At 61.2% G+C, this 12,395-nt stretch carries 16 protein-coding genes; 5 read left to right on the top strand and 11 right to left on the bottom strand.

The window, feature by feature from the left end:
- Nucleotides 1-118 precede the first annotated feature (118 nt).
- Nucleotides 119-1,768, bottom strand: a complete 1,650-nt coding sequence (locus tag phaeop14_RS01255) for an electron transfer flavoprotein-ubiquinone oxidoreductase (protein ID WP_040171285.1) — start codon at nucleotides 1,766-1,768, stop codon at nucleotides 119-121.
- A 157-nt stretch (nucleotides 1,769-1,925) separates the two neighbouring features.
- Entirely contained in the window at nucleotides 1,926-2,420 is a 495-nt protein-coding gene (gene soxR / locus phaeop14_RS01250; RefSeq protein WP_040171288.1) for a redox-sensitive transcriptional activator SoxR, read from the bottom strand.
- A 148-nt stretch (nucleotides 2,421-2,568) separates the two neighbouring features.
- Here soxR and phaeop14_RS01245 point away from each other — a divergent pair, with 148 nt between their 5' ends.
- From phaeop14_RS01245 to phaeop14_RS01235, 3 genes are all read left to right on the top strand, one after another.
- A complete protein-coding gene (locus tag phaeop14_RS01245) occupies nucleotides 2,569-2,952 on the top strand; it encodes a VOC family protein (RefSeq protein ID WP_096788515.1) in 384 nt (127 codons plus the stop codon).
- A 530-nt stretch (nucleotides 2,953-3,482) separates the two neighbouring features.
- Nucleotides 3,483-3,953 carry a transcription elongation factor GreA gene (gene greA, locus phaeop14_RS01240; RefSeq protein ID WP_024098515.1) on the top strand — a complete coding sequence of 157 codons (471 nt, stop codon included), beginning with the start codon at nucleotides 3,483-3,485 and terminating at the stop codon, nucleotides 3,951-3,953.
- A 108-nt stretch (nucleotides 3,954-4,061) separates the two neighbouring features.
- Entirely contained in the window at nucleotides 4,062-5,081 is a 1,020-nt protein-coding gene (locus phaeop14_RS01235) for a hypothetical protein (RefSeq protein ID WP_096788514.1), read from the top strand.
- A gap of 11 nt (nucleotides 5,082-5,092) precedes the next feature.
- On the opposite strand, the gene phaeop14_RS01230 is transcribed toward phaeop14_RS01235, so the two are convergent.
- From phaeop14_RS01230 to phaeop14_RS01210, 5 genes are all read right to left on the bottom strand, one after another.
- Nucleotides 5,093-6,349, bottom strand: coding sequence for a molybdopterin-binding protein (locus tag phaeop14_RS01230; RefSeq protein ID WP_096788513.1), 1,257 nt, complete (start codon nucleotides 6,347-6,349; stop codon nucleotides 5,093-5,095).
- Nucleotides 6,346-7,158 (bottom strand): molybdopterin guanine dinucleotide synthesis, encoded by an 813-nt coding sequence (locus phaeop14_RS01225; protein ID WP_096788512.1) that lies wholly within the window; start codon nucleotides 7,156-7,158, stop codon nucleotides 6,346-6,348. The genes phaeop14_RS01230 and phaeop14_RS01225 overlap by 4 nt, the downstream gene beginning before the upstream one ends.
- Nucleotides 7,155-7,646 carry a molybdopterin-guanine dinucleotide biosynthesis protein B gene (mobB, locus tag phaeop14_RS01220; RefSeq protein WP_040171301.1) on the bottom strand — a complete coding sequence of 164 codons (492 nt, stop codon included), beginning with the start codon at nucleotides 7,644-7,646 and terminating at the stop codon, nucleotides 7,155-7,157. The genes phaeop14_RS01225 and mobB overlap by 4 nt, the downstream gene beginning before the upstream one ends.
- Nucleotides 7,643-8,284 carry a molybdenum cofactor guanylyltransferase MobA gene (gene mobA, locus phaeop14_RS01215; protein WP_096788511.1) on the bottom strand — a complete coding sequence of 214 codons (642 nt, stop codon included), beginning with the start codon at nucleotides 8,282-8,284 and terminating at the stop codon, nucleotides 7,643-7,645. The genes mobB and mobA overlap by 4 nt, the downstream gene beginning before the upstream one ends.
- Nucleotides 8,285-8,346: 62 nt before the next feature.
- Complete coding sequence (locus phaeop14_RS01210) at nucleotides 8,347-9,249, bottom strand: formate dehydrogenase accessory sulfurtransferase FdhD (protein WP_096788510.1); 903 nt, start codon at nucleotides 9,247-9,249, stop codon at nucleotides 8,347-8,349.
- A 59-nt stretch (nucleotides 9,250-9,308) separates the two neighbouring features.
- On the opposite strand from phaeop14_RS01210, the gene phaeop14_RS01205 reads away from it, so the two are divergent.
- Entirely contained in the window at nucleotides 9,309-10,034 is a 726-nt protein-coding gene (locus phaeop14_RS01205) for an AzlC family ABC transporter permease (RefSeq protein WP_040171309.1), read from the top strand.
- The gene (locus phaeop14_RS01200) at nucleotides 10,031-10,366 is read left to right on the top strand and encodes an AzlD domain-containing protein (RefSeq protein WP_040171311.1); all 336 of its coding nucleotides are present in this window, start codon (nucleotides 10,031-10,033) and stop codon (nucleotides 10,364-10,366) included. Before phaeop14_RS01205 ends, phaeop14_RS01200 begins: the two co-directional genes overlap by 4 nt.
- A gap of 79 nt (nucleotides 10,367-10,445) precedes the next feature.
- Here phaeop14_RS01200 and phaeop14_RS01195 read toward each other — a convergent pair whose 3' ends face one another.
- From phaeop14_RS01195 to phaeop14_RS01180, 4 genes are all read right to left on the bottom strand, one after another.
- Nucleotides 10,446-11,114 (bottom strand): hypothetical protein, encoded by a 669-nt coding sequence (locus phaeop14_RS01195; RefSeq protein ID WP_040180635.1) that lies wholly within the window; start codon nucleotides 11,112-11,114, stop codon nucleotides 10,446-10,448.
- 8 nt (nucleotides 11,115-11,122) lie between these two features.
- Nucleotides 11,123-11,257 carry an aa3-type cytochrome c oxidase subunit IV gene (locus phaeop14_RS01190; protein WP_024098525.1) on the bottom strand — a complete coding sequence of 45 codons (135 nt, stop codon included), beginning with the start codon at nucleotides 11,255-11,257 and terminating at the stop codon, nucleotides 11,123-11,125.
- An 88-nt stretch (nucleotides 11,258-11,345) separates the two neighbouring features.
- Entirely contained in the window at nucleotides 11,346-11,831 is a 486-nt protein-coding gene (locus phaeop14_RS01185; RefSeq protein WP_096790194.1) for a hypothetical protein, read from the bottom strand.
- Nucleotides 11,832-11,913: 82 nt separating this feature from the next.
- Complete coding sequence (locus phaeop14_RS01180) at nucleotides 11,914-12,378, bottom strand: DUF6173 family protein (RefSeq protein WP_040171316.1); 465 nt, start codon at nucleotides 12,376-12,378, stop codon at nucleotides 11,914-11,916.
- Between the last annotated feature and the right edge of the window lie 17 nt (nucleotides 12,379-12,395).

Genomic DNA, 12,395 nt, shown 5'->3' with positions numbered 1-12,395 from the left:
TGGTCAATATCTGCCTCGCCACAAAGCGTAGAGCGCCACCCCTTAACACGCAATGGGGCAGCCCGCAGGCTGCCCCTATTATTCCGGCAAATACCCGCCGAAACCGCTCGCGACACGATCACATGTTCGGGTAGTTCGGCCCGTCACCGCCCTGAGGCGTGGTCCAGGTGATATTCTGGCTCGGATCCTTGATATCGCAGGTCTTGCAGTGAACGCAGTTCTGGAAGTTCACGACAAACTCCGGTTTGCCATCCTTTTCGACCACCTCATAGACACCGGCCGGACAGTAACGCTGCGCAGGTTCAGCGAATTTGGGCAGGTTAACACTGATTGGCGTGTCCAGATTGCCGAGACGCAGATGACACGGCTGGCTTTCCTCGTGGTTGGTCGCCGCAAAGGCCACGTTGGTCAAACGGTCGAAGGACAGCACGCCATCGGGCTTGGGGTAGTCGATCGGCTTGTGTTTGGAGGCTTCTTCGGTCGCCTCGGCGTCGTTCTTGTCGTGACCAAGGGTGCCAAACAGCGACACGCCCAGAATATTGTTGGTCCACATATCCAGACCACCGAGCATCAGCGACGCGGTGAGGCCCCACTTAGACCACATCGGTTTCACGTTGCGCACCATCTTCAGGTCTTTGCCAATGGCACCGTCGCGCACGCTGACCTCATAGTCGGCCAGCTCATCGCCCGAACGCTCAGCCTTGATCGCGTCGAAGGCCGCTTCGGCAGCGGCTTTGCCCGACAACATGGCGTTGTGGTTGCCCTTGATGCGCGGCACGTTGACCATACCGGCAGAGCAGCCCAGCAGAGCCACGCCGGGCGCAACCAGCTTCGGCATCGACTGATAGCCACCTTCGGTGATCGCACGGGCGCCATAGGCGACGCGCTTCCCCCCTTTCAGCAGCTCAGCCACCATCGGGTGATGCTTGAAGCGCTGGAATTCCATGTAGGGATACAGATGCGGGTTCTTGTAGTTCAGGTGGACTACAAAACCGACGTAAACCTGATTGTTGTCGAGATGATAGATGAAGGAGCCACCACCCGCGTTGGAGCCCAGCGGCCAGCCCATGGTGTGGGTGACAGAGCCCTCTTTGTGCTTGGCGGGATCAATCTCCCAGATCTCTTTCATGCCAACGCCGTATTTCTGCGGCTCTTTGTCATCAGAGAGGCCGTATTTGGCGATCACTTCCTTGGACAGCGACCCGCGCACACCTTCGGACAGGAACACGTATTTGCCGTGCAGTTCCATCCCCGGTTCGGTGTTGGGACCATAGGAGCCATCCGCTTCCAGACCAAAGACACCGGCAACCACGCCTTTGACTTCGCCGTTGTCGCCGTAAACCAGCTCGGAGCACGCCATGCCCGGGAAAATCTCGACGCCCAGCTCTTCGGCCTGCTCTGCCATCCAGCGGCAGACGTTGCCCATGGAGACGATGTAGTTGCCGTGGTTGTTCATCAGCGGCGGCATCGGGAAGTTGGGGATGCGGATCTGACCCGCCTCACCCAGCATGTAAAAATTGTCGTCCTTGACCGGCACGTTCAGCGGCGCGCCTTTGTCCTTCCAGTCAGGGATCAGCGCATCCAGACCGCACGGGTCCAGCACCGCACCGGACAGGATATGCGCACCCACTTCGGAGCCTTTTTCCAGCACCACGACCTGCAGGTCGCTGTCCAGTTGCTTCAGTCGGATCGCCGCAGACAGACCAGCCGGGCCTGCCCCAACGATCACAACGTCGTATTCCATCGCTTCACGTTCAATCTCGGCCATTGCGGGCTCCTTGGCTGTAGGTCTGGGCCATCCCGTGCGGGTGGCGTATCCTTGGCGTAATTTTGTTTCGCGGTTGCTTAGCGGGTGGCAGAGGCACTGGTCAATCCAAACTCTACGTTACACTGCTGTAGAACCCTCAAATGCGACAATTCGAGCGTCAGTTTTCGTCATTTGGAAGAGTATTCCCGTCGTTCACCGTCTCTGAGGGCTTATCCCCCATCAGATAGCGCGGTCCCTGCCCTTTGGCAGCGGCCGCGTCATCGGGATTATACAGCTTGCAGGTGGGCAAGGACAGGCAACCGCAACCGATGCAGCCGTCCAGATTATCGCGCAAACGCTCCAGCGTTTCGATTCGGGCATCCAGATGGCTGCGAAAAGCGGCGGACAGATTGGTCCAGTCAGCCTTGGTCGGGGTCCGCCCGCCCGGCAGGCTTTTCAGAAAGTCGCGGATCTCCGGCAGTGTGAAGCCGAACTTCTGCGCAATCATAATGAAACTCAACCGCCGCAGATCCGCCCGGTGAAACCGCCGCTGTCCGCCCGTGTTGCGCCAAGGCTCAACCAGCCCCTGTGCCTCATAGTAGCGGATTGCCGATACCGCCAGGCCTGTGCGTTCCGCCAGATAGCCGATGGTCAACCCGTGAGATGCAGCCATGAAATACTCCCTACTAGTCCCTGAGATTCCGTCGCGTCTCAGCCTGCGGGCCGAGAAAAATCACCAAACAAAAAAAAAATGCTTGAGCTAAAGTTAGGTTTAGAAATTACGACTCAATCAGGCAAGAGAAAACACAAAGGAGCCTGACATGACCGTACGTCTTGAACACGCAAACATCACCGTGTCCTCTCCCGAGAGCACTGCCGCCTGGATGCAGGATATTTTTGGCTGGCACATTCGCTGGCAGGGGGAGGCCATCAGCGGCGGCTACAGCCTGCACGTGGGCGAGGCTGACAGCTATCTGGCGCTGTACTGCCCCCCGGCCCCCCTGACCGAGGCCCCGACCAGCTACGCCATCAACGGGGGTCTCAACCATATCGCCGTTGTTGTCGACGATTTGGACGCCGTTGAGACACGGGTCCGCGCGGCTGGCTTCACCCCGGGCGAGCATCACGACTATGAACCGGGTCGCAGGTTCTATTTCCGAGACCGGGACAATATCGAATTCGAGGTGGTACAATATGATGCTTGATCTTCTCTGGCACAGCAGCCACCCGCGCGCGGTATTACCCACCCAGCGGCGGCACCCGGCCCCGACGATATTGTCACAGCAGCGCGCGACGACACGCCAGCTGCAACGGATCCGACACTCTTCCCCGATCAGCCGCCTGATCAGCTTGCTGCAACGGCTGGATCCCCGGCCACGGGTGCCCCGCCACAGCATCACAGGCAGAACATCCAGCCTACCGGAGGTTCTCTGACCGCACCAAGACGCTGCCGCGGTGAAGACAAAACCGGACCGAAGTCGGCCGACACATTGCAAGTTTCTCGCCGACCCTCTGTCCGGGGGCGTCTAAAAAAGCGGAGTTTTCCGCCTGTTGGCATGAAATCGCTGTGGACAGACAACCCCGCCCTCTTGCATTCGGCGGCAGGATTGGGTCAGGTAAATACGACACAACCGGTTTGTCCCGCTGTCAGTTCGGCAGTGAGACAACCGGTTTTCCTATAGACGCGAACCGCCACGCCTGGTGGCCAAACCTGACACGATATCTGGACACAGACATGGAAAAGATCCCGATGACCCCCACGGGTCACGCCGCCCTCGAAACTGAGTTGAAGACCCTGAAATCGGTGGAACGCCCGGCGATCATCAAGGCCATCGCCGAAGCCCGTGAACTGGGCGACCTGTCGGAGAACGCCGAATACCATTCCGCGCGCGAAAAACAGTCCTTCATTGAAGGCCGCATCAAAGAGCTGGAGGGCATCCTGTCGCTGGCCGATGTGATCAACCCGGCCAAACTTTCCGGTGCGATCAAGTTCGGCGCCAAGGTCACCGTCGTCGACGAAGACACTGACGAAGAGAAGACCTGGCAGATCGTCGGCGAACATGAGGCCAATATCGAAGCCGGTCTTTTGAACATCAAATCCCCCATCGCCCGTGCCCTGATCGGCAAGGAAGAAGGCGACAGCGTCGAAGTCCGCACTCCCGGTGGGGACCGCGCCTATGAGATCCTCAAGATCATCTACGCCTAACTCACTGCAACGGCGTGGCGCGCCATGCAGGCGCCCCGCCCACCTCACCCAGCCGCCGCACCCTGCGGCATATGCCAACCCAGTACACCCCTGTTTCCGAGCAACAGTATGACCCGTTCCAGTTCCCCAGCCGCAACGCCGCCCACCAGCGCCCTTGATGCGCCACCGGAACGACCAGTCTTTGGCCTGATCGAGGCCGCAGCACTCGGGCTCAGCGCCCTGTGGTTTTTGGCGGTGGTTGCGATCTTTGTATTGGGTGGCACAGCAGACGCGCCAGCAGCGGGATGGCCGGATATTCTGCTGCGCATCGTCGCAGTGATCCTGCCGGTGCTGCTGATCTGGGTGGGCGCCATCGCCTTGCGATCAGCGCAGGTGATGCGGGATGAATCACAACGGCTTCACGCTGCCATCGACGGGATGCGCAACGCCTATATTGCCCATGCCCAGCAGGCGGCCTCGGTTGCCGAACCCTCGGTGACGCGCAAGCTGGATGAAATCGCCGCCGCGACCCGCAAGACGGAAACCGCCCTTGCCACCTTCCACACCAGCCGCCGTGACCGGCCGATGCCGGGGATCTCGACCACCGCCGCAGCAGGGGGCGAGGTGACCGATCAGGGGCTTCTGGCACTTGGCACCCCCGCCGAGGATCTGGCCACTCCGCTGCCCTCCACCCAGTTGATCCGCGCGCTGAACTTTCCGGAAACCGCAGACGATGAGGAAGGCTTTGCCGCGCTGCGTCTGGCCCTGCAGGATCGTAAGGCTGCACAGGTTATTCAGGCCGCGCAGGATGTGCTGACCCTGCTCAGCCAGGATGGCATCTACATGGACGATCTGCGCCCCGATATGGCCCGTCCAGAGATCTGGCGTCAGTTTGCCCAAGGCACCCGTGGCCGCGCCGTGGCCGCCCTTGGCGGGGTCCGCGACCGCAGTTCCCTTGCCCTGACCTCCGCCCGGATGAAGCAGGATCCGATCTTTCGCGATGCGGCCCATCACTTTCTGCGCCGCTTTGATCAGATGCTGGCCGAGTTCGAGGAAGAGGCAAGCGATACGGATATTTCATCGCTGGGCGAAACCCGCACCGCGCGCGCTTTCATGCTGTTGGGCCGTGTGGCTGGCACCTTTGACTAACACCGCGCGGGCTACAGGCCGAAACTTGCATATGGTATGAAACGCACCGGGTCACCGGGTTGGATCGTGGCCGCGCCATCTCCCAATTCAACCAGCCCTTCCGCCCAGCTGAGGGAGCTGACCCGTCCTGACCCTTCGGATTTGAACACCTCGACCTCGCCATCCCGCACGCGGGCACGCAGATATTCCCGCCGCCCCGGCTTCTTCCGCTTCTGAAAGGCGGCAGGCAGATCAAAGCCCTGAGGCTCCAACCAGCGCGCACCCGCCATCAGCCCCATGGCCGGGCGCGCAAAAATCAATGTGCAGACCATCGCCGCAACTGGATTTCCCGGCAAACCAAACACCGGCACCCCCTGCCACAGCCCCAGCGCCAGCGGGCGGCCCGGCTTCAAGGCAATCCGCCATTGCTGCATCGCCCCGCTTTCGCGCAGCAATGCCGACATATGATCCTCATCCCCCGCAGACGCCCCGCCGCTGGTCAAGATCACATCGACCTGTGTCGCCGCGCGATCCAGGCGGTTGCGCAACGCCGCGCGATCATCGGGCGCTTTCCCCAGATCCACAGCAACGAAACCCATCCGGGTCAGCAAGCCCAACAACATCGGACGATTGGCGTCATAAATCTGACCCGCCGCCGCAGGCTCCCCCGGTTCCACCAGCTCATCGCCGGTAGAGAGAACACCCACCCGCAGCAGCTGCCGCACTGGCAGTTCAGACACGCCCGTCGCCGAGGCCAGCGCCAGATCCGCAGGTGTGATCACCCGCCCCTTGGACAGGATCAGATCACCAGCAGCCGCATCCTCGCCTGCCTTGCGGGTATTGGCGCCCGTCTTCAGCGGCCCATGAAAGGCGATCTCGGCGCCCTCCCGGCTGACATCCTCCTCAAGGATCACGGTATCCACACCAGACGGCAGCGCCGCGCCAGTCAGGATACGAATAGCCTGCCCGGCGGCGACCTCCCCCTCATAGGCCAACCCGGCAGCGGCCCGCCCGTCAGTGAGCGGCAGCACCTGCGGCCCATCTCCTATCGGGCCGGCAAACCCGTAGCCATCCACGGCGGTATTCGCCTGCGGCGGGTTGCTGCGGGCAGCCAAAACGTCCTCAGCCAGCACCCGGCCAAGGCTTGCGGCCAGCGATACACTCTCAACCGCAGTCACCGCAGTCAGGTTCTGTCGCAGATGGTCCAGCGCGACATCCACCGGCGTCCAATCCACCCCGGCGGGCAGAGCAAAGCAGTCATTGCGCAAGGGCGGCGGGGCAAGGGTCATATTTGATCTACTCCCAGGATCCAGCCCTCTTCGGGCGCGGTAACGGTCAACAGCCGCTGTAATTCTGCCACGGGTAGGCCCGCAAGTTCCAGCGCCACCTTATGGACCTGCCAGGCATCCTTGATCCAATGATCCGGTCCCGTTCCAGCCAGCAGTGTCGGCCAGATTTCAACCAGCACCACCGGTTTGTCCAGCGGTTCGAACGGCCAGACTGCAACCTGTCCAGCAAAGCGGCGGCGCAGGCGCTCCAAAACCGGCAGCCCCATCATCACCTGACTGCCAACCGCTCCGGCACCGGCCATTTGCCAGCAGGTGAAACTGCCCTTGGCGTGATGCTCAACCGCGCGGCGCTCGGGAAACGGATTGCGGTAGTTGTCTTTCTTGCGTGGCAACCCCGCAATATCGCGGCTGAGGCCATTGGCCCAGAACGGCCCCAAACCACCAAACTGTCGATTGATGCTTCCGGCGAGATCAAACCGGTTGTTATCATGGGGCGCATCCTCGATGCGCGCCTCGATCCAGTGCCAGAGGGCAAACGGATCATCCGATCCGGTCATCGCCCTGCAAAATCCAGCCGGGTAGCCAAAGGGAAAATCAAACCCAAGCATCAATCTGCGCCCAGCTGTCAGTTCGACCTCAATCAGATCGGTCAACCAATCCTCTGCCAGTCGGCGATTGCGCAGATAAACAGGATCATCCGCGGCACCGTCACGCCAGACGCAGGCCCAGATGGCATCTTTGCACGGTGTTGCCCCACGATCCTTGCCGCCCGACCAGTCCACCATGGCAAAGCTCTGCCACGGGATCACAGGGCAATCTCCCCCGCGATGAAATCCGCAATCGCGGCTGTATCGTCCAGATCAAACACTGGCCGGTCGAGATGAAGCGGAACATCGCTGGCAACAGCACGGATCGTCGCATCCTCGGGCGCGATAAGCGGCTGCCCCGCAGCCGTACGATAGGCTTCGATCTTCGGGTGGGTCTCGCGTTTGAACCCTTCGACCAGCACCAGATCGACCGGGCGCAGCCGCGACAGCAGCTCAACAAAGCTCGGCTCATCCGCTCCGCGCAGCTCCTGCATAATTGCAACCCGGTTTGGCGAAGCAAGGATCACCTCAGCCGCCCCCGCCGTCCGGTGACGATAGCTGTCGGTGCCTGGCTGATCCACATCCGTGCTGTGATGGGCGTGTTTTAACGTCGAAACACTGTGGCCGCGCCGACAGAACTCAGCGACCAATCGCTCCATCAATCCGGTCTTGCCGCAGTTTTTCCAGCCCGTGACACCGTAGATCTTCATCGCAGCAATGCCTCCGCCTGCGCCAAATCGTCCAGTGTATTGACGTTGAAAAACGGATCAAAAGGCTCGGCCTCAAACAGGGCTTCGCGCCCCTGGTGCTGATCGGTCCAAAGCACCACCTTGCGCAGACCACCCTGCAAGGCCGCACGCAGGTCATCGCGCAGGGCCACCGGCCAGAGGCCAAAGGTCGGATGTCGGTTTACCCGGCGGTGCCCACCGGATTTCAGCTCTTCTCCAGTGCGTGGCGTTGTCGCCAGCACCAACGGATGCACCTGCCCGGCGGCGCTTTCGCTCAGGCGCGCGACGAGATCCTGCGGGAAAAAAGGAGTATCGGCCGCGACGGTCACGATGCTGTCAGCCCCCTGTTCGGCGGCCCAGTCCAGTCCCGCCAGCACCCCGGCAAGCGGCCCGGCAAACCCATCGATACTATCCGCAATCACCGGCAGCCCCAGGTCGTCGAAACGCGCAGGCTCCCCATTGGCATTCAAAGCCACCTGTTCCACCTGCGGCGACAGGCGATCGATCACATGACGGATCAGGCTGCACCCACCAACCTGCAGGCGCCCCTTGTCGCCGCCGCCCATGCGGGTCGCGAGACCTCCTGCGAGGATGATGCCCAACGGTCCGTTTTGTCTCATGACATCTCCTCTTTGCGCGCGAATTGACCTGCCTTCAAAAGCAGAGCCCACATGCAAGGCACCTATCGTTCCGCGCTCTTGCGCCGATGCGCCTTTGCCTCTGCGGGCACATTGGCCGGATCCATATCCCGGATCAGCCGCGCCTCCCCGGACAGACAGATAAACCGCTGCCCACGCATCCGGCCGATGAGTGTCAGGCCCAACTCCTGTGCGATCTCCACCCCCCAGGCGGTGAAGCCGGATCGCGACACCAGCGCCGGGATCCCCATCATCGCGGTCTTGATCACCATCTCTGAGGTCAGCCGCCCGGTGGTGTAGAGGATCTTGTCGGACACCTCTGCGCCCGTGCTCTGGATCCAGCCCGCAATCTTGTCCACGGCGTTATGCCGTCCGACATCCTCCATATAGACCAGCGGGCGGTCTTCTTGGCACAGCACTGTGCCGTGAATGGCGCCGGCCTCAAGATAGAGCGAGGGCGTGCGATTGATCTTATGGGCCAGCGCATAAAGCCAGGAGCTGCGCACGGGCGTCTGAGGCAGCACGACCCCCTCAAGCCCTTCCATCATATCACCAAACACCGTGCCCACGGCGCAGCCGGATGTGCGGGTCTTCTTCTGCAGCTTGTCTTCATAGGAGGTTTCAACCGCGGTTCGAACCACCACCGTCTCCAGCTCTTCGTCATAGTCGATGGCGGTAATCTCATCACCGGGCTGCAACATGCCCTGATTGCGCAGAAAGCCGAGCGCCAGATACTCAGGATAGTCCCCAATGGTCATCGCCGTCACGATTTCCTGACGGTTGAGGTAGATCGTCAGCGGTCGTTCCTCCACCACCGAGATTTCTGTTGCCGTGCCGGTGTGGTCGATCCCCTGAACCGCCCGCGTCAGCCGCGCATCAGTCGGCGCAGGGGCGATCACATATTCGGCCAATACCGACGCCAGATCAGAGCCTTCTTCAGCCATCATCAATTGCAAACCTCCGCCACCAGGCTTATGCCATCTGAGCAGTAACCTAGGACCAGATCATGGCAATCACCACCACGAAATCGGCGTTTTGGAAGGGGTTTCGCGACGGCGCGCCCTTCCTTCTGGTCTCGGGACCATTTGGGCTTCTGTTTGGCGTTCTCGCCGCCGAAGCGGGACTGATTGTCCCCGAAGCCATGATCTTCTCGCTCTCGGTCTTTGCCGGGTCCGCACAGTTTACAGCCCTGCAACTGATGGAAGAGAACACACCGCTAGTGATCATCCTGATTTCCGCTCTCGCAGTGAACCTGCGGGTTGCGATGTATTCTGCCTCTCTCACGCCGTACCTCGGCGGCGCTCCTCTGTGGCAGCGCGCCTGTGCCGCGTATCTGACGGTTGATCAGTCTTATGCACTCTCCATTGTGCAGTTCGAAACCCACCCGCAGATGACCCTGTCGCAGCGTATGGCCTATTTCTTCGGCACCAATGGCTGCGTGGCGCCGGGCTGGATGATCGCCACCTATATCGGCGCATTGGTCGGCACCCAGATCCCCGCCAGCTGGGGACTCGATTTCGTCTTGCCGCTGGCATTTTTGGCTATGATCGGGCCAATGCTGCGCACGCCCGCCCATGTTGTGGCCTGTTTCGCCGCCGTCGCCACCGCTCTGCCTGCTACCGCGCTGCCCTATAACCTTGGCCTGATTGTTGCAGGCCTCGTCGGCATGATGGCCGGTGCCCAGGCCGAGGTCTGGCTGGAGCGCCGCCAAACTGCAAAGGATCCGTCATGACACAGGCCCCCGATCCAACCCTGCTCTGGACCATTATCATTGGTCTTGCCATCGGCAGTTTCGCCCTGCGGTTTGCCTTCATCGGGCTGATGGGCGGGCGCAGCATGCCACCCTGGCTGATGCGTCATCTGCGGTACACGGCGGTCGCGATCATACCGGCACTGGTGACACCTCTGGTGGTCTGGCCAACCCCGACTGGCGGCACGCCCAGCCTTCCGCATCTGGCGGTCGCCGCCGCCGTCTTTGCGCTAGGCTATTGGACGCGAAATGTGCTGATCGCCATGGGTAGCGGCGCGGTCGGCTTTCTGCTGCTGTTTCTGTTTTCAGGCTGATCCGTTCCGGCCAAAACAAAAGCCGCAGGCGATGCTGCGGCTTTTCAAATATCTTCAGTCGCGGCACGCGCCGAGGAGATCAACCGCCCGCGTTCAACGCTGCGTTGTTCTTCGCCAGCCCTTCTTGCAGGTCTGCGCTGTCATTTTCCCGGTAACGCTCCGTTGTGACACCCGGCAGGGCGCCGAACTGCTCCGACAGGTTACCCGGATAAAAGGTCACGTTCAGGCTCTCGAACCCCGGAATCTGTTTCAGAATTGATGCCGTAGCATTGGCACAAAACGCCCCCGGTACGCGTCCGTTCGCCCGGACCAGCTGATAGGCCCGTTGCGCTTGCTCCGGCGTCACCTCAAGCCGCTGCACCACCACATGATGCGTGCTGCGTGCATGAGACCCGCGATAGGCCTTCTCTACGCCCGGCGTAATGCCGAAGAGCACATCGTCGCGCTCTGGCACCACATCTGCATAGAACGAACCCGCTGGATCAAAAATCACCCGTTCGGAGGCGTTGACCATCAGCGATGTATGCGCGCCCTTGCCGGTGCGGTTATTGATCATGGTGTACAGCGTCAGCGCAGGCGGACCATTGTGACGATAGGCCACCCGCTCAAGCGTGGCGTCATCGGCATTGGGCTGCTGTTGGGCCGCACAGGCCGTCAGCGCAGCAACCGCCACACCGAGCGCTGCAACCCGCAATCCGGTCGACAGCCGCCGAATACCGGAACGCCCGTTAAGATCAGAACCGCTCACGAGGGTGATCAGGTCGCGAAAATTGCAAGGAACACCGCAAAGAGCAGCGCCGCAATGCAGAACCGGGTGGTGAATTTGAGGAAGCCTTCGTAGGTTTTTTCCTGAACGGTAATATCCATCGAACCGTGCTTATGGTCAGCCATATGTCCATTCCTATACGCGTCTGTTTTCCGCTGAATACTGGATTTCACGGACCCTGTCACCACGTCAATCGGGCGCAGTCGGATCAAATCAGCGGGTGAAATAGCCACGGCAGGGCCGGTAGCCATACCCCCAACGCCAACTCAACCCCGAGCAGGGCGCACCACCGAATCGCACGGCTGCATAGACCGCAGTCGCCACTGGTGACGCCAGATTGGCGATTGTGGGATCGTTGACGCTGAGATTTGTCTCTACGCAGCGGCGCAGAGCCTGATCCGCAGCCAATCGCGCACCTTGACTGGCCGCCGCCGGTTCTACCCCTTCCGACACGGCTGGATTCGCACCGCCAATCCCGGCCGCGTTGTGATATTTCCGGTCATGGATCACACAGCAGGCCTCAAACGGTGGTCCGCCATCAGCCCCGGATTGTCCGCTCAGCTGCCGCCAGATCGTCGACAAACCACCGCTACACCCGTCCGTGGTGAACGGTGCAGTCTTCCCCCCAGCCGCTGCGACCTCCTGCATCAGCGCGTGATGCGCGGCCCGCTCCAAGCGCTGCCAATATCCGTCTGGCACATCCGCATCCCCGGCAGCAGCGCCCGCGGCGACGCCGCAAAATAACGCAACGCCACCCCACAGGGATAGTGCTACCCCGCGATCAGGTCTCAGACCCATCGCCCTCCAGATCAGAGACCAGACGAAAACCGATCCGATTAGCGGGTGCTGCCTCATTGCGCTTGGGCAGGGCGCGCAGCATCACGTTCAGCTGGCTCACATGCTGCACCAGCTGGGTGCGCGCGCCGCTGGAATCGCTGCCGTAATAGGTAATGATATCGGGATCAAAATACCCCATGCCTTCAATCCGCATCACCCCGGCATCGCCACCGGCAAACCCCATGGCGACCTCATGCTCGCCATCCAGCTGCTCTTCGAAATTCTTGATGTAGAGGATCAGCCGCTCATAGGCCCAGCGTGCAGCGCTTTTGTCTGCGACCGGCTTTTGCAGCGGCTCAGGCAGCTTTTTGATGCCTGCGCAGGCATCAGGATCTGCATGGACCTCATGTACACAGGGCAGAACAGCCGCCTCGGCAGCCTCGGCGCTTGTTGCGATTTCATCTGTCATGATCTCTCCCTTCCCAG

The sequence above is a fragment of the Phaeobacter piscinae genome, assembly GCF_002407245.1.
GTDB lineage: Bacteria > Pseudomonadota > Alphaproteobacteria > Rhodobacterales > Rhodobacteraceae > Phaeobacter > Phaeobacter piscinae.
The sequence above is the reverse complement of the archived record's forward strand: the minus strand, read 5'-3'. Positions and strand labels throughout refer to the sequence as shown.